The organism is Aequorivita aquimaris (genome assembly GCF_001573155.1).
Taxonomy (GTDB): domain Bacteria; phylum Bacteroidota; class Bacteroidia; order Flavobacteriales; family Flavobacteriaceae; genus Aequorivita; species Aequorivita aquimaris.
Map to the genome: position 1 here is coordinate 145,698 of NZ_JRWG01000001.1, position 13,977 is coordinate 159,674.

Below are 13,977 nucleotides of genomic sequence, written 5' to 3' on the forward strand. Positions count from 1 at the left end.
TTGTCGCTAAAAATTATGATTTGCTCTTAACCTTTTCAAACGTGGTAAGTTTTGCTGGGTTACTTACCTATAGTATTATTGGCCCAAAAAAGAAAATAATCCTTTTGGTCATTATACTTTCGTTTGGGTTTTCCTTTCTACTGAAAAAACATTTGAAAAAAGTAGTTGTGCTGGAATATCTACTCGCATTGATTGTCGCGGTTCAATTGGTCTTTTATATTGGAAACATAAATTTTTCTTCGGAATGGAAACAACTGCCAGATAGTATTTCAGAAGTTACCTTTAAGAAAATGCCAAATGTTTATATTATTCAGCCAGATGGTTATGCCAATGCCAATACCTTAAAAAATGAGCCTTACCATATTGACAATAGTAACTTTGAAAGTTTTCTAATCGAAAAAGATTTTAAGATTTATCCCAATTTCCGAAGTAATTATTCCAACACAATTACCTCCAACAGTTCAATGTTTGCGATGAAACATCATTATTATAAAAATCCGAAAGACAACACAAAGGAAGCCTATGGTTTGCGAAAAAGTATAGCCAGCAATAATGTCGTGGTATCCGTCTTTAATAAAAACGACTACAAAACATCGCTGATCATTGAATCTCCATATATCATTGTCAATAGGCCAACGTTAGGCTATGATTATTGCTCCATTCCATATAAAGAACTTTCATTTTTATCACGCGGGTTTGACATGGCAGTGAATAGCCTAGATGAAATGAAAAAAGCTATTAAAGAAAATAAAAATCAAGCTAACTTTTATTTTATTGAAAAAATCCTCCCGGGCCATATTTCCGTCACAAAAAATCAATCCAAGGGCAAAGAAGAAGAAAGAAAAGTGTATGTTGAAAATTTTGAAAAAGCAAATCTTTGGTTATACGAGATGATTACTCTAATAATCAAAGATGACCCTTCCGGGCTTATAATTATCGTTGCTGACCATGGAGGGTATGTGGGCTTAAACTACACGAGCAAACGTCATAAAAAAATAACTGATCCTAGGCTTATAAACTCAATATTTGCTTCCACGCTTGCCATAAAATGGCCTGACAATGAAGTGCCAAGATTTGATGATAAACTGAAGACAAATGTAAACCTGTTTAGGGTGTTGTTTTCATACCTAGCAGAAGACAAAACTTATCTCAATAATTTTGAGAAGGATGAAAGTTTTTTAATTGTGGATGAAGATGCCCCGTTTGGAGTTTATAAAGTAATTGATGAAAACGGAAAAGTTGATTTTAAAAAAGTTGATTTTTGAGTTTCAACTCTCTCCCCAACTTTTAACAATTCTTTCCACTGCGTAGTGTAGCGCGGGCTTCGTTCTTTTTTAATGAGTTCCCATTCATTAACCCGTGTGCCCACCAAACCTGAAGAAATAGTTGCTTTTCCAAATTTCCGGTTGATGGCGTCAAAGGTTTCTATAAGTTTTGAGTTATTTAATTTAGAAGGTTGGTGAAACAGATTTCCCTGCACATAATCCTGTGGAATGATGCCCGTAAGGTTCACTCCTACTTTTTTATAGCGATAACCAGGTTTGTATATTTCAACTAACGCTTTTCGCGCTGCGGAAATAAGTTTGAAGGTGTCATTCGTAGGAATTTCCATAGTCACGGTCCGGCTGTTGGAATATTGCTTATCTACATCGCTGTGGTAGTTGGTTATGATGAAAACCTGAACATAAGTGGCGCATGATTTTTGGGCGCGAAGCACCTCGCTTACTTCACTTATGTAATACGCGCACGCTTCCTCAATACGCTCCAAGTCAGGTAATTTTCTACCAAAAGATTTCGCGGTGCCGATTCCTTTTTTTGGCGGCGGTTGGGTTACAAATTCCATGCACGGCTCGCCTTTTAGTTCGCGCCAGGTGCGCTCGCCTACAACTGTCATTTCCTTTCGGACCCATTGCAACGGAGTTTCAGTAAATTGAAGTGCATTAAAAACGCCTATATTTTTCAACCGTTCGGCATGCTTTCTGCCAATGCCCCAAACGTCGCCAATCTTGCACCATTTTAGTGCCTCAATCCTTTTTTCTTCGGAATCGATTACAAAAACGTGGTTGTTGTCAGGAATTTTCTTCGACATTCGGTTTGCCAGCTTTGCCAGCACTTTTGTTGGCGCAATCCCCACACCTACTGGTAACCCCGTATTTTTTGAAATGGTTTCTTTAATTAAATGCCCATGATCGTTCAGCAAAATATTTTTCATCCCAGATAAATCTGCAAAGGCTTCATCAATACTATAAACTTCCACATTTGGAGAAAACGTCCCGAGTATGTTCATCACCCGCTGCGACATTTCGCCATAAAGCGTATAATTTGAAGAAAAAAAGTTCACTTTGTGGGCAATCAGTTGATCCTTGATTTTAAAAACTGGCTCAAACATAGGGATGTCCGTAATCGCCTTCGCTTCTTTGTTTGCGGCAATCACGCAGCCATCGTTATTACTCAAAACCACAACGGGTTTTCCCAAAAGGTCGGGACGAAAAACCTGCTCGCAGCAGGCGTAAAAGCTGTTGCAATCTACCAAGGCAATCATCGGGCGTAATGGATTATGTAAGTGATTATTCCCCAAACGGTGAATTCTTCTTCCGAAAAACCAAAAGGAATGCGCTTTATCTTAAATTCCCCTTCTTGGATTATTAACGCCAAATCATCAAAATTTCGGGATAACGACCTATCGATAATCAAAACATCCCTATCAAGAATATTGTGTTCCTTAAATCCATTGCCATCTACCCGCACAAAAAATGTAGCATCTCTATTCAGTACCAATTCTTGGTTCAAATCAATAGTGGGTTCCAAATAATGTGTTGCGGGGCTTGCAAAGCCCGTTTGTTTTGAAACACCCGGTTCGTGCCTGCTTTTTACTTTTGTGAGTTTGCCTGAAGTGAAAATTTCCATAGTTCAAAAATAGGAATATTTCCTATTTTGTGGATTATTTCCAATAATAATTATAAACAAATACTACTTTCCTTTTAGCGGGATAGCGCAAAATTTCTTAGGTTTGAATCAAGATTGAATTTATGGAAAGTATCAGTGTTTTTGACATGCTAAAAATTGGTGTCGGGCCGTCAAGTTCGCACACTTTGGGGCCGTGGCGCGCGGCGTTGCGATGGATTGGCGAATTGAAAGAGAAAGGCAATTTTGAAAAAGTAGCGGAAATTTCAGTAGATCTGTACGGTTCCCTTTCGCTCACGGGAAAAGGGCACGCAACCGATCTTGCGGTAATGTTGGGCCTTTCGGGTTTTGATCCTGTAACTTTTCCTATTGAAAATATTGAAAAGGAAATTGATTTTATAAATTCGGAGAATAAACTGAAACTAAACGGCGAACTGGAAGTCCCTTTTTTTCCGAAGCAAAACATCATCTTCAACCGAAAGTTTTTAGAATTTCACCCGAATGGGATGACTTTTAGGGCAACTTTAAAAGACGGCTCCAAAAAATCTTCTTCTTTTTATTCCATCGGTGGCGGTTTTACCGTAAAAAAGGAACGGAAACGCAAAAAAATTAAATTGGCAAAATTTGCCCAATTCCCCTTCCCTATTGAAAAAGGAACGGAACTTTTGGCATATTGCAAAGCGGAAGGGAAAAGTATTTCGGAAATAGTTTTAGAAAACGAAAAATCATTGCGAAGCGAAGCCGAAATAAACGACGGCCTAAAGAAAATCTGGGACGTGATGTTGGATTCCATGTACGTTGGCGCCCACACGGAGGGTACTTTGCCCGGCGGACTCAATGTAACGCGCCGTGCTTTTGAGATGAACAAAAACCTAATTGGCGATAGCAAATACACCAATGCCGAAGAATGGATTGCCGCAATACGAAATACCGAAGTGAAGTTCCGTCAAATCCTGAAATGGGTTTCGTGTTTTGCCCTCGCGGTGAACGAAGTAAATGCTTCGTTGGGCCGTGTGGTCACAGCTCCAACCAACGGAAGCGCGGGCGTAATCCCTGCCGTGATGATGTATTACATGGTGATTGAAAACCACGATGCAAATTTTGAGGACGTTCTTAAATTTTTACTCACGGCTGGCGAAATTGGCAGTATCTTCAAAAAAGGTGCTACCATTTCGGCAGCTATGGGTGGCTGCCAGGCAGAGATTGGCGTTTCTTCCTCCATGGCCGCTGGCGCGCTTTGTGAATTGATGGGCGGAACTCCCGAACAGTGCTTAATGGCCAGCGAAATTGCAATGGAACATCACCTGGGAATGACGTGCGATCCCATTGCAGGTCTGGTGCAAATTCCGTGTATAGAGCGTAATGCAATGGGTGCCATAAAAGCAATAAACGCTTGCGAAATGGCTTTGGATAGCGATCCTTCCAAAGCAAAGGTGCCCCTCGATAAAGTGATTGCCACCATGTGGGAAACGGCAAAGGACATGACTTCAAAATACAAGGAAACCAGTGAGGGCGGTCTTGCGGTGCAAGTGAATATTAGCGATTGTTAAAATCATTCTTTCTTACAGCTCCCAATGCGAAGGGAATCTATAAGATTCAGGATTTTCCAACTTTCGTCCGTGTAAACCAACGTAAATGAATTGGCCCCACAATGGCTAAATTTTCCGTCCATGTAATATTCATAGGGCGCCCAAACGTGTGCAATATTACCGTCGCTATTTACAATATAATCGTTCAACTTTTCATCCCAATCCAGCTCTTTGCCCTTTGTAGCGGCATACTGAAGCAAATCTGACGATCTAATATAGATTAATATATTTTCCTGTTCGGTATTAAGATAGGCGCGATTCATGGTCATGTTGGGGTGCATCACCGATTTCATTTTTAGCGTGTCGCCTGCACGGTATCCATCCATAAAAATATTGATGATTATTTTGGCATTTTCCGTAGAGAGCGATTCTTGGCCAAAACTTTGGACTGCGATAAAAATTGAAAAAAGAAGGATTAGAGATTTCATCTTGAAAATTTTACTTGGTTACTATTCAAAAATAGTACTTTTACATTTTAATAGAACCAGTTTTAAAGAATATGTCAACAGCCAAAAAAGAATATAAACGAATTACTACCAAAACTTTGGTGGATATGAAAAAGAAAGGCGAAAAAATATCGATGCTCACGGCATACGATTTTACAATGGCCAAGATTGTGGACAGCGCCGGTATAGATGTAATTTTGGTGGGCGATTCGGCATCCAATGTAATGGCTGGCCATGAAACTACGCTGCCGATTACGCTGGACCAAATGATTTATCATGCGGCTTCTGTGGTTCGCGCTATCGAACGCAGTTTGGTTGTGGTTGATTTACCTTTCGGAAGCTATCAAAGCGATCCAAAAGAGGCGTTGCGCTCAGCAATCAGAATTATGAAGGAAAGTGGCGGTCACGCTGTGAAGCTTGAAGGCGGAAAAGAAATAAAAGAGTCCATAAAACGAATTTTGAATGCGGGAATTCCAGTAATGGGCCATTTGGGTCTAACGCCGCAATCTATCTATAAATTTGGAACGTACACTGTTCGCGCAAAAGAAGAAGAGGAAGCGGAAAAACTAATCTCTGACGCATTATTGCTTGAAAAAGCAGGTTGTTTCGCAGTGGTATTGGAAAAGGTTCCCGCTAAGTTGGCCCAGGAAGTTGCAGAAAAAATAAGCATTCCCGTAATCGGTATTGGTGCCGGAAATGGTGTTGACGGGCAGGTTTTAGTAACTCACGACATGCTTGGGATGACGCATGAATTCAACCCACGTTTTTTAAGAAGGTACCTAGATTTATATTCTGAAATGAAAAACGCCTTCAGCCAGTATAGTACTGATGTAAAGAGTGGTGATTTTCCCAATGATAGTGAACAATATTAAAATCTGATTTTTAGATTCTTAGATAATTTGCCTTTTAGAAAAATCAAACAATCAAACATACATAGTACCAAAGACAATCTTCAAGTTCTGTTTGAAGACAATCATCTAATCGTCGTAAATAAACGTCCGGGAGATATTATTCAGGGCGACAAAACTGGAGATGCCCCCCTTTTGGAAGTTGTGAAGGAATACATTGCCGAAAAATACAACAAGCCCGGCGCAGTATTTCTTGGGGTAGTTCACAGATTAGACCGTCCCACGAGCGGAGTCGTTGTATTTGCGAGAACTTCTAAAGCATTGGCCCGTTTAAATAAAATGTTTTCCGAAAGGGAAACGGAGAAAATATATTGGGCTATAGTGAAAAATCCTCCCCCAAAATTGGAGGATACGCTAACGCATTTCTTAAAAAGAAATTCAAAACAGAACAAATCATACGCTCATATTAAAGAAGTACCGGACAGCAAAAAAGCAATACTCCATTATAAACTTCTGAAAAAACTTGACAATTATTATTTACTGGAAATAACTTTGGAAACTGGTAGGCACCATCAAATTCGGTCACAGCTATCGGCTATTGGGTGTGCCATAAAAGGAGATTTGAAATATGGTTTTGACAGAAGTAATTCAGATGGCAGTATTCATCTTCACGCTAAAAGATTGACTTTGACCCATCCAGTTCAAAAAGAAGAAATTTGTATAGAAGCTACCCCCCCAGTTGATGCTGTATGGAATGCCTGTAATTAAAGCTGAATTAAGTTTCTTTTCAAAGCAAAAATAACAAGTCCTACTCTATTTTTTATTTTAAGTCGTTTGAACAAATCCTGACGGTACCCGTCAATAGTCTTTGGGCTCAATTCCATCATAACGGCTATTTCCTTATAGGTCAACTCAGAACAAGCTAATTTTATAAAAGTAAGTTCATTTTCCTTAAAGTCGAAAATTCTTCCTTCCTCATCGGGAGTTAGAGAATGCAGCAAGGTTTCAGATACCTTTTGGGAGTGATAATATCCTTTTTCGCTCAACTCTTTAAGGGCTGTGTTCAAAATTTCGGGGTGTATGTCTTTCAGCAAATATCCTTTTACTCCTCGACGCAACATTTTAAGGATTGTATGTTCATCATCTTGCATGGAAAGTGCCAACACTTTTATTTCCGGATGGTGCAGCGTGAGCCATTCTGCCGTTTCAAAACCGTCCATCACGGGCATGTTTATATCCAAAAGTATTATCTCTGGCAAAAGATCACTGTCCTCAATTTTTTTCTGGAGGTGTAATCCGTTTTTAGCGTGAAATATAACTTGGAAGTGCGGAAATGAATTGATAAGTTTTTCCAATGAACGTGCAAAAAGAGAGTGATCGTCCACTATACCAACTGTATGATTTGTTTCTGGTCTCATTTTGTGCTTTTATAGGGATAATTTAAGTATAATTGAGTGCCTTTTCCTATTTCGGAAATGATTTTGTATTCTGCATTTATCAATACTGCCCTGCTCATCATAGTTTCCATACCCGAGCTGTCAGTTTTCAGCGAAGTATCGAAGCCAATTCCATCGTCATTTGCAGAAATTTCCAGTGTTTTTTCTTTATAATCTAAATGTACGAATAATTTTGAAGCTCTAGCGTGTTTCAATACATTAGAAAGAAATTCCTGCAGAATACGGAAAATGATAATTTCGCTCGCGCTATTTATAGGAATTATGTCGCCAGTTATTTTTAGGGAGGCGTCGAGATAGCCCAAACGCTTAAATCGGTCAAGCTCCACGTTCAGCGAAGCAAGTAGCCCATTTTTTAGAACCACATCGTTATTGAGCACCTTGGATAGGGAACGTATTTCCTGAACGGATTCTTGCACTATGCCCTTTGTTTCCTGAATTTGTCCATGGTAAGTTGCCGGAGTGGAATTCAACAATACATTAAGCTGGATATTGGCCACGGAAAGCAATTGGCCCACATTATCGTGCAGTTCCCAAGCGATGTTCTTTAGGGTTTGTTCTTGTATCTCTATTTGTGAATCTGCTAATTCGCGTTGGTAACGCTTTTCTGCTTCATAACGTTCCTTTAAAAATTTGTTTTTTCGGCGCTGAAAAGCAACAACGAAAACAATTGCAAAGACCGCAAAAAACAATAGTACAGCAATAAAATAAACTATTAAAAGCTTTTCTTGGGGTAGTAGGGGTTCTCTGTCCGATAGCATATTAAAAATCCAGCAATGTAGATGGAATACAACAAATAGTTAGTCCCAAAGATAACCTGTTTATATAGATTCACAAACCCAGGGTCAATAGTATTGCTGTAATAAGAACTATATATAAAAAATGGAGTGGTACATAGATGAAAAAGCAACGCTCCTACTGATATATAAAATGGAAGGCTTTTTTGTACTTGCAGGATTTGATCACTTTTCAACAATTCCAAATAATAAAATGCAATACTTAAGAAAACAAACAAAGTCCCGAGAATATTGGTTATAGGCATAAACTTAATGAAGAAATCTCCTGAAAACACTATTTCCAAAATACTGAATATCAAAAAAACTATTGAAACCCTATTAATAATAGTTACTGATTTTTTAGCCGATAAATACCACTTAAAATAGTTTACGTAGAACAAATAACTAATTACTGTATAAATATTCGCCCACCAATAATTTGATTCAAAAGGGGTTCCCTTTAAAAAATACAAAAAACCATTCTCAACAAAATATGCGTACCAACCAAAAATCTCAGAACACACAGTAATACCTAAAAACCAAACTAGGTAAAAAGTTGGTTTGGATTTATTTTTTTGATAATAAACAAGCCCGGTTAGAAATGCTAAAAATTCTACTAGGTGTACAAAGAAAAGTGCTAACACTATTAATAGTTTTTTGGAGGAAACCCACCAATACTGTTGTTTAAAGGCTCTAAACTATAATCATTTGCCACTCCTTGAGTAGTTCCCAATGTAGGAGCCAAAAAGACCGTAGCTTTATCAGATGTTGCGTTATCATACGCTCCAAAATAAATACGAATTCCTGGATTCATACTTCCGGAACCAGCTTTCACATAGGCCAGAAACTCTTCAAGCTCTGCAACGCTAAACAAAAATTCACGAGTATCTCCCGATCCCATGGCACGTTCAATATCAACAGCGCGTGTTGCTACCCAGTTATCCTGTAATTGTTTTGCCGCAGCAACCGTGATACAATTTGATGGTTTTGACATAATTAAATTGGTTTTATGGTTAATTGGCAGCAATGTAGTAAAAACAATCAAAAAAGTGCTTTTTGTAACGAATAAACAGGGAAAATCCCCTTTCCTTATAGGATTTTTCCTATAACCTAACAGGGGTTTTACCTATAAAAAATACAGTGAAAATCCCCTTGAAAATTCAGGTAAAATCCTGTTGTATAGACTCTTATGTTTCAATACATTTGGGTTTATAAGAACAACCAACAGATTCTTTGTAAAATGATTTACGAAACACTAGAAATAGTAAAAGATCAAGTTTCAAAATATTTGGAGCAAAAAACTACGGATGCAAATCTGGTGGTTCTGGAAAATGTTTCAAAATATGAGGATCCCGACATAAATACTATGAGCGATAAAGTGGTGCTATCGCTTTTAAACATTGAAGAGGAAATTTCACTAAAAAACAATCCAAATATCAAAGTTAAAAACGGGGAAACTATTTACAAAAATGCACCAGTAAACCTAAATGTTTTTGCACTCTTCTCGGCAAATAGAAATACATATACGCGCTCGCTAATTGCTATTTCCTTTATTATAGAATTTTTTCAATCAAAAAAAATCTTTACGCAAACAAACACACCATTGAATCCAACCATTCCGGCTTTGGAGAATATAAAAGAGTTTCGCTTTATTGCCGAGCTCTACACCCCAACATTTGAACAACTAAATTATATCTGGGGCACTTTGGGCGGAAAAGCCCTGCCAAGCGTGCTCTACAAAATAAGTGTCGTAAAAATTGAAAGCGACTCGCTTGTTGAAAAAGGCAAACCGATTACTGAAATTTCTGGAATCCTCAATAACAATATGCCATGAGTTTTACTGCCACATATAAAATTCTGTTCGGTATGAATCTGTACCACCACTATTTTTTAGATGATGGCAGTATAGCTTTTGATGCGAATGCTACTTTAAAGGAAGCGCAGCTCAACAAATACAATTTTGGGGATTTCTGTGAAATAATTCCTTCCGAAGAAACCCAGGAAATTTTTAAAGGGAGCAAGCTAGTTTTCAAAACCACTCCCAGTGGGTTCACCATATATGCGAAAGCCGAGGAAACTGCGCCCAATTCGGGAACATACAGACCTTTTGTTAATCTTCCGCAAACAACAGTTTTCAATTTTTTGATTTATGTGAAAGATCCGCTTTTCGAAAATTATTCAACGGTGAATCCAAAGCCGGCCATTCCCTATTATTTTTCAAACAAAAAACCTGTTTCCGAAGGCGTTTCTTTCAATTATTTAGATTTGGAAACCACTACCCTGCCCGTAGAAAATTTCACTATAAACCAAACAAGTTATGGTGAAATGGCAAAAAATCTTTCCACCAAAGAAAAGATTGGGCTTTTCGGAATCATTTCGTTGGAAATGGCGGGAGACGACACTGTTCCCTTCGACGGCAACGCACGGAATATTCTAAACGCAAACGGAACCATTCCCGCTTTTCCAAAAACCTTCAAACTTCAATTAAAAAACCGAAGCACCATCTGGAACTACCGTGATGCCTCAACCAATACACTCCTCCACTCTACAGATCCCACAACACTTCCGTTGGCCAAAAACGGTATTATAGGTTACAGTTTTAACGGCCAAGAAAGACCTTCCGCATTCCCATCCCGACTCATATTTGAAAAGGACGGCGGCGGAAATATCATAAAAACCATTTCAGAAATATTTATTAACCAATAACAAAAACTATGGCAACTACGTACAAAACACCCGGGGTCTATGTGGAGGAAATATCGAAGTTTCCACCATCTGTGGCCCAAGTGGAAACAGCAATCCCGGCCTTTATTGGCTACACCGAAATCAGCGACACAACCGTCCGCAACAAACCGAAACGTATTGTTTCGCTGCTGGAATACGAAACCTATTTTGGAAAGGCGCAGAAGGAAGCAAACATTACCGTAACCATCAACGATACCATAAACAGCGGGCCACCAGTACAGCTTTTGGACCAAAAGTTTAGCGTGGCGCTGGGAACCACCAGTCCATACGTAATGTATTATGCCATGCGCATGTATTTTGACAATGGCGGTGGGCCTTGCTACATATGTTCTGTGGGTGATTATACCAGCGGAACCGTAAATCAGCCATTGCTTGCCGCAGGTTTAGACGAGTTTGAAAAATTTGATGAGCCCACGCTTTATGTATTTCCAGATGCGATGGCGGTTTCCACCGCTTCAAGCTACTACTCGCTTATAAACAGAGCATTGATGCAATCGCAAAAGCTGAAAGACCGCTTTGTTATTATAGATGCTTTCGCTAACAATAGTGACAATATTCGCAACACTGCGTCCTTGGGCAATGGTGTTGATTTATTGAAATATGGTGCGGCCTATCACCCTTTCTTAAGAACTGTTTACAGCTATGCATACGATGATGCAGCCGTTACATTGGCACATAATGTAACAGATGAAACCAATACTACTTCAGCAGGCGCATATGACACCAAAGCATTAAGCGAGCTTGCAGACAGTGGCGATTCCGATTTCAACTTGATACTTTATAACAAAATAAAAACCGAACTGGAAAAACAATACGTAACACTTCCGCCAAGCAGTGCAATGGCCGGGGTTTATGCACGAGTGGACAGCAATCGGGGCGTTTGGAAAGCCCCTGCAAACGAATCGGTGAGTGCCGCTGTGGAGCCCACAATCAAAATTACCCACGAAGCACAGCAGGATTTGAACATCCATACCTCAGGAAAATCCATCAATGCCATCCGGTCATTTACAGGGAAGGGAATCTTGGTCTGGGGCGCACGAACTCTTGCGGGCAATGACAACGAGTGGAAATACGTACCCGTTCGCCGTTTCTTCAATATGGTGGAAGAGTCTGTTGAAAAAGCTACGGCACAGTTTGTCTTCGAACCTAATGATGCAAACACTTGGGTAAAAGTACGCGCGATGATTGAAAATTTTCTAATTCTTCAATGGAGAGCAGGCGCATTGGCAGGCGCCAAACCCGAACAGGCATTTTACGTGCGCGTAGGTTTGGGCGAAACAATGACCGCAGATGACATATTGAACGGGATTATGAATATTGAAATAGGAATGGCTGCAGTACGCCCTGCAGAATTCATTGTTTTGAAATTCTCGCACAAAATGCAGGAAGCTTAGTCTTAGTTTGCAGTTTTCAGTAGCAGTGAGCAGTTATTTCAAACGGAACACAAAACACTTAACATTTAACCATTAACATTTAACACATAGCAAAATGGCAAATACATATCCATTAGTAAAGTTTCATTTCTCAGTGGACTGGGGAGGAACAAACATAGGTTTTACCGAGGTCAGTGGACTGGACGTAGAAACCGAATTGATCGAGTACCGTCACGGTGCCAGCCCGGAATACAGCAAAATAAAGATGCCGGGAATGCAGAAATACAGCAACATAACCTTAAAACGCGGTTCATTTGCGAACGACAACGAGTTTTACAAATGGTGGAATACCGTAAGCCTAAATAAAATTGAGCGCCGCGACATCACCATTTCATTGCTGAACGAAGAGCACGCGCCGGTAATAGTTTGGAAGGTGAAAAACGCCTTTCCGATAAAGGTACAATCCACAGATTTGAAAGGCGACGGCAACGAAACCGCCATTGAAACTCTGGAGATTGCCCACGAAGGTCTAACCATCCAAAACGGAGATTGATGGCCACTGAATATCCTCCGGTAAGCTTTCATTTTAAGGTGGAATTCAACGGAATTTCCTCACAGGAAAAAGACGTTCAGTTCCAATCGGTATCGGGGCTTTCCATAGATATTGAGACCGAGGAATTTGCAGAGGGAGGCGAAAACAGGTTCAAACATAAATTGCCGGTGCGGTCCAAATTTCCAAACCTTGTTTTGAAACGCGGGATGGTAACCGATTCCGAAATCATAAAATGGTGCCGGAACGCCATTGAAAGTTTTCAGTTTGAACCCGTTGATCTCACAGTAAAATTGCTGAACGAAAAGCATGAACCGCTTGTAACCTGGAACGTTGTGCATGTTTATCCCGTAAAATGGAGCGTTGACGATTTTAATGCCGAAGAAAGCAAAATAACGATTGAGACCATAGAATTAGCCTATAACTATTTTACACTCGTATAAAATGCCTATCGAAATCAAAGAGCTTCACATCAAGATAAATGTGAACGGCGACGAACAATCCAATGCCCCACGAGATACGCAATCCGTGGGCAAAGCGGAAAGAATTGTGAAAGCGGCCGTTGAAGAGGTTATGCGAATTGAATCCCGAAAAAAAGAACGATAATGAAAGGCGAACTCACAAAGCTGAAAATTATAGCCTACCGCGATAACAAATTCACCCAATTGGTGGGCGACGGCGTATTTTCTTCTTTATTGAATCCCGAAAAATACGCTTTCAAATACAAGGTGGAATACACCGAAGCGCAAGGCCAGGGCACTAGTGCCACGCAGCCCAAATACGTTCGTTCGCTGCCCGAGGATTTGAATCTCCAATTTCTTTTTGACAGAACGGGCATTATCAAAGGGCACGACAATTCGATTGGCATGGGAATCGTTGCCGATATTGAGCGATTCAAAAGAATCGTTTTCGATTATAACGGCGATGAGCACAAACCCAATTATTTAATGATTGGATGGGGCACGCTGCTTTTCAAAGGGATTTTGGCAGAAATGTCTATTGAATACAAGCTTTTTTCACCAGAAGGCGTTCCCCTTCGGGCCACGGTAACTGCAAGTTTCAAGGGCGTCGTGGACGAACTTTTGAGATTGGCAAAGGAAAACAACAATTCCCCAGATTTAACACACGTGCGGATTGTGAAGGAAGGCGACACGCTGCCGCTAATGACTTTCAGGATTTACGGCGATTCAAAATATTACTTGCAGGTTGCCGCCGCCAATAACCTGACCAATTTCCGAAGATTGAAACCGGGCCAACAGCTAAAATTTCCACCCATAGAAAAAGTATCCTAA

The 13,977-nt window shown here is 39.9% G+C and carries 17 protein-coding genes; 11 read left to right on the top strand and 6 right to left on the bottom strand.

Going from position 1 to position 13,977, the window contains the following annotated elements; genetic code table 11:
* Positions 1 to 20 precede the first annotated feature (20 nt).
* Positions 21 to 1,265: a hypothetical protein gene (locus LS48_RS00635; RefSeq protein WP_131807672.1), complete on the top strand. Its 1,245-nt coding sequence runs from the start codon at positions 21 to 23 to the stop codon at positions 1,263 to 1,265.
* On the opposite strand, the gene LS48_RS00640 is transcribed toward LS48_RS00635, so the two are convergent.
* Complete coding sequence (locus LS48_RS00640) at positions 1,211 to 2,542, bottom strand: Y-family DNA polymerase (RefSeq protein ID WP_078056352.1); 1,332 nt, start codon at positions 2,540 to 2,542, stop codon at positions 1,211 to 1,213. The genes LS48_RS00635 and LS48_RS00640 overlap by 55 nt on opposite strands.
* Entirely contained in the window at positions 2,539 to 2,907 is a 369-nt protein-coding gene (locus tag LS48_RS00645) for a S24 family peptidase (RefSeq protein WP_062618952.1), read from the bottom strand. Before LS48_RS00645 ends, LS48_RS00640 begins: the two co-directional genes overlap by 4 nt.
* 122 nt (positions 2,908 to 3,029) lie before the next feature.
* On the opposite strand from LS48_RS00645, the gene LS48_RS00650 reads away from it, so the two are divergent.
* Complete coding sequence (locus LS48_RS00650; protein ID WP_062618954.1) at positions 3,030 to 4,454, top strand: L-serine ammonia-lyase; 1,425 nt, start codon at positions 3,030 to 3,032, stop codon at positions 4,452 to 4,454.
* A 2-nt stretch (positions 4,455 to 4,456) separates the two neighbouring features.
* On the opposite strand, the gene LS48_RS00655 is transcribed toward LS48_RS00650, so the two are convergent.
* Entirely contained in the window at positions 4,457 to 4,921 is a 465-nt protein-coding gene (locus LS48_RS00655; protein WP_062618956.1) for a nuclear transport factor 2 family protein, read from the bottom strand.
* Positions 4,922 to 4,992: 71 nt separating this feature from the next.
* Here LS48_RS00655 and panB point away from each other — a divergent pair, with 71 nt between their 5' ends.
* Complete coding sequence (gene panB, locus LS48_RS00660) at positions 4,993 to 5,811, top strand: 3-methyl-2-oxobutanoate hydroxymethyltransferase (protein ID WP_062618958.1); 819 nt, start codon at positions 4,993 to 4,995, stop codon at positions 5,809 to 5,811.
* A gap of 27 nt (positions 5,812 to 5,838) precedes the next feature.
* Positions 5,839 to 6,555, top strand: coding sequence for an RluA family pseudouridine synthase (locus tag LS48_RS00665; protein ID WP_235810989.1), 717 nt, complete (start codon positions 5,839 to 5,841; stop codon positions 6,553 to 6,555).
* On the opposite strand, the gene LS48_RS00670 is transcribed toward LS48_RS00665, so the two are convergent.
* From LS48_RS00670 to LS48_RS00685, 3 genes are all read right to left on the bottom strand, one after another.
* Positions 6,552 to 7,205, bottom strand: coding sequence for a response regulator transcription factor (locus LS48_RS00670; RefSeq protein ID WP_062618960.1), 654 nt, complete (start codon positions 7,203 to 7,205; stop codon positions 6,552 to 6,554). The two genes, LS48_RS00665 and LS48_RS00670, sit on opposite strands and share 4 nt — an antisense overlap.
* The gene (locus tag LS48_RS00675; protein WP_062618962.1) at positions 7,202 to 8,002 is read right to left on the bottom strand and encodes a sensor histidine kinase; all 801 of its coding nucleotides are present in this window, start codon (positions 8,000 to 8,002) and stop codon (positions 7,202 to 7,204) included. The genes LS48_RS00670 and LS48_RS00675 overlap by 4 nt, the downstream gene beginning before the upstream one ends.
* A gap of 661 nt (positions 8,003 to 8,663) precedes the next feature.
* Positions 8,664 to 9,011, bottom strand: a complete 348-nt coding sequence (locus tag LS48_RS00685) for a hypothetical protein (RefSeq protein WP_131807673.1) — start codon at positions 9,009 to 9,011, stop codon at positions 8,664 to 8,666.
* A 246-nt stretch (positions 9,012 to 9,257) separates the two neighbouring features.
* On the opposite strand from LS48_RS00685, the gene LS48_RS00690 reads away from it, so the two are divergent.
* The 7 genes from LS48_RS00690 to LS48_RS00715 all read left to right on the top strand — a co-directional run bounded on the left by LS48_RS00690 (position 9,258) and on the right by LS48_RS00715 (position 13,977).
* On the top strand, positions 9,258 to 9,851 hold the full coding sequence (locus LS48_RS00690; RefSeq protein ID WP_062618968.1) for a Pvc16 family protein: 594 nt from the start codon (positions 9,258 to 9,260) through the stop codon (positions 9,849 to 9,851).
* A gap of 32 nt (positions 9,852 to 9,883) precedes the next feature.
* The gene (locus LS48_RS00695) at positions 9,884 to 10,723 is read left to right on the top strand and encodes a hypothetical protein (protein WP_131807674.1); all 840 of its coding nucleotides are present in this window, start codon (positions 9,884 to 9,886) and stop codon (positions 10,721 to 10,723) included.
* An 8-nt stretch (positions 10,724 to 10,731) separates the two neighbouring features.
* The gene (locus tag LS48_RS00700) at positions 10,732 to 12,156 is read left to right on the top strand and encodes a phage tail sheath family protein (RefSeq protein WP_062618972.1); all 1,425 of its coding nucleotides are present in this window, start codon (positions 10,732 to 10,734) and stop codon (positions 12,154 to 12,156) included.
* Positions 12,157 to 12,250: 94 nt separating this feature from the next.
* Complete coding sequence (locus tag LS48_RS00705; protein ID WP_045079899.1) at positions 12,251 to 12,688, top strand: phage tail protein; 438 nt, start codon at positions 12,251 to 12,253, stop codon at positions 12,686 to 12,688.
* Positions 12,688 to 13,128 carry a phage tail protein gene (locus LS48_RS00710; RefSeq protein ID WP_062618973.1) on the top strand — a complete coding sequence of 147 codons (441 nt, stop codon included), beginning with the start codon at positions 12,688 to 12,690 and terminating at the stop codon, positions 13,126 to 13,128. The genes LS48_RS00705 and LS48_RS00710 overlap by 1 nt, the downstream gene beginning before the upstream one ends.
* 1 nt (position 13,129) lies before the next feature.
* Positions 13,130 to 13,291 carry a DUF5908 family protein gene (locus tag LS48_RS15460; RefSeq protein WP_193392779.1) on the top strand — a complete coding sequence of 54 codons (162 nt, stop codon included), beginning with the start codon at positions 13,130 to 13,132 and terminating at the stop codon, positions 13,289 to 13,291.
* Complete coding sequence (locus LS48_RS00715; protein WP_062618975.1) at positions 13,291 to 13,977, top strand: CIS tube protein; 687 nt, start codon at positions 13,291 to 13,293, stop codon at positions 13,975 to 13,977. Before LS48_RS15460 ends, LS48_RS00715 begins: the two co-directional genes overlap by 1 nt.

What these genes read in the sequence shown, in the direction of transcription:
- LS48_RS00640 (WP_078056352.1), bottom strand. Translation starts at nt 2,542, where the DNA reads ATGATTGCCTTGGTAGATTGCAACAGCTTTTACGCCTGCTGCGAGCAG.
- LS48_RS00645 (WP_062618952.1), bottom strand. Translation starts at nt 2,907, where the DNA reads ATGGAAATTTTCACTTCAGGCAAACTCACAAAAGTAAAAAGCAGGCAC.
- LS48_RS00650 (WP_062618954.1), top strand. Translation starts at nt 3,030, where the DNA reads ATGGAAAGTATCAGTGTTTTTGACATGCTAAAAATTGGTGTCGGGCCG.
- LS48_RS00655 (WP_062618956.1), bottom strand. Translation starts at nt 4,921, where the DNA reads ATGAAATCTCTAATCCTTCTTTTTTCAATTTTTATCGCAGTCCAAAGT.
- panB (WP_062618958.1), top strand. Translation starts at nt 4,993, where the DNA reads ATGTCAACAGCCAAAAAAGAATATAAACGAATTACTACCAAAACTTTG.
- LS48_RS00670 (WP_062618960.1), bottom strand. Translation starts at nt 7,205, where the DNA reads ATGAGACCAGAAACAAATCATACAGTTGGTATAGTGGACGATCACTCT.
- LS48_RS00675 (WP_062618962.1), bottom strand. Translation starts at nt 8,002, where the DNA reads ATGCTATCGGACAGAGAACCCCTACTACCCCAAGAAAAGCTTTTAATA.
- LS48_RS00685 (WP_131807673.1), bottom strand. Translation starts at nt 9,011, where the DNA reads ATGTCAAAACCATCAAATTGTATCACGGTTGCTGCGGCAAAACAATTA.
- LS48_RS00690 (WP_062618968.1), top strand. Translation starts at nt 9,258, where the DNA reads ATGATTTACGAAACACTAGAAATAGTAAAAGATCAAGTTTCAAAATAT.
- LS48_RS00695 (WP_131807674.1), top strand. Translation starts at nt 9,884, where the DNA reads ATGAATCTGTACCACCACTATTTTTTAGATGATGGCAGTATAGCTTTT.
- LS48_RS00700 (WP_062618972.1), top strand. Translation starts at nt 10,732, where the DNA reads ATGGCAACTACGTACAAAACACCCGGGGTCTATGTGGAGGAAATATCG.
- LS48_RS00705 (WP_045079899.1), top strand. Translation starts at nt 12,251, where the DNA reads ATGGCAAATACATATCCATTAGTAAAGTTTCATTTCTCAGTGGACTGG.
- LS48_RS00710 (WP_062618973.1), top strand. Translation starts at nt 12,688, where the DNA reads ATGGCCACTGAATATCCTCCGGTAAGCTTTCATTTTAAGGTGGAATTC.
- LS48_RS15460 (WP_193392779.1), top strand. Translation starts at nt 13,130, where the DNA reads ATGCCTATCGAAATCAAAGAGCTTCACATCAAGATAAATGTGAACGGC.
- LS48_RS00715 (WP_062618975.1), top strand. Translation starts at nt 13,291, where the DNA reads ATGAAAGGCGAACTCACAAAGCTGAAAATTATAGCCTACCGCGATAAC.